Source organism: Virgibacillus sp. GM2-2 (assembly GCF_055329585.1).
This window is the reverse complement of the sequence record NZ_JBUZWC010000076.1, coordinates 1-271: the sequence shown is the minus strand read 5'-3', so window position 1 is coordinate 271 and position 271 is coordinate 1. Positions and strand designations below refer to the sequence as shown.

Here is a 271-nt window from a genome sequence, read left to right as displayed (position 1 = left end):
AGTTCGATCCTCCTCCGCTCCACCACATACAAACGGCACATTCATGTGCCGTTTTTATTTGCCGACAGCCCATGTCGCTTCCCCGGCGCGGCGGTCATGCCTGCGCCCTTGCTTCATTCACCGGCCAGGCTTCTGGCGGCGCATATTGATACGCCGATTCAGTTCGATGTGGCTTTTCAGCAGCCGATACTGAACAAGCTCGGCCGGGCTTAGCTGTTGCAGAAATTCGTTCATCTGGCTGCGTGCTGCGTTCTCGTCGTAACCCCTGCCC

General features: G+C 57.6%; 1 protein-coding gene. It reads left to right on the top strand.

Going from position 1 to position 271, the window contains the following annotated elements:
* On the top strand, positions 1-213 hold a 213-nt coding region (locus tag ACY9Z2_RS19040), incomplete at its 5' end, for a hypothetical protein (RefSeq protein ID WP_463611248.1).
* Positions 214-271 lie beyond the last annotated feature (58 nt).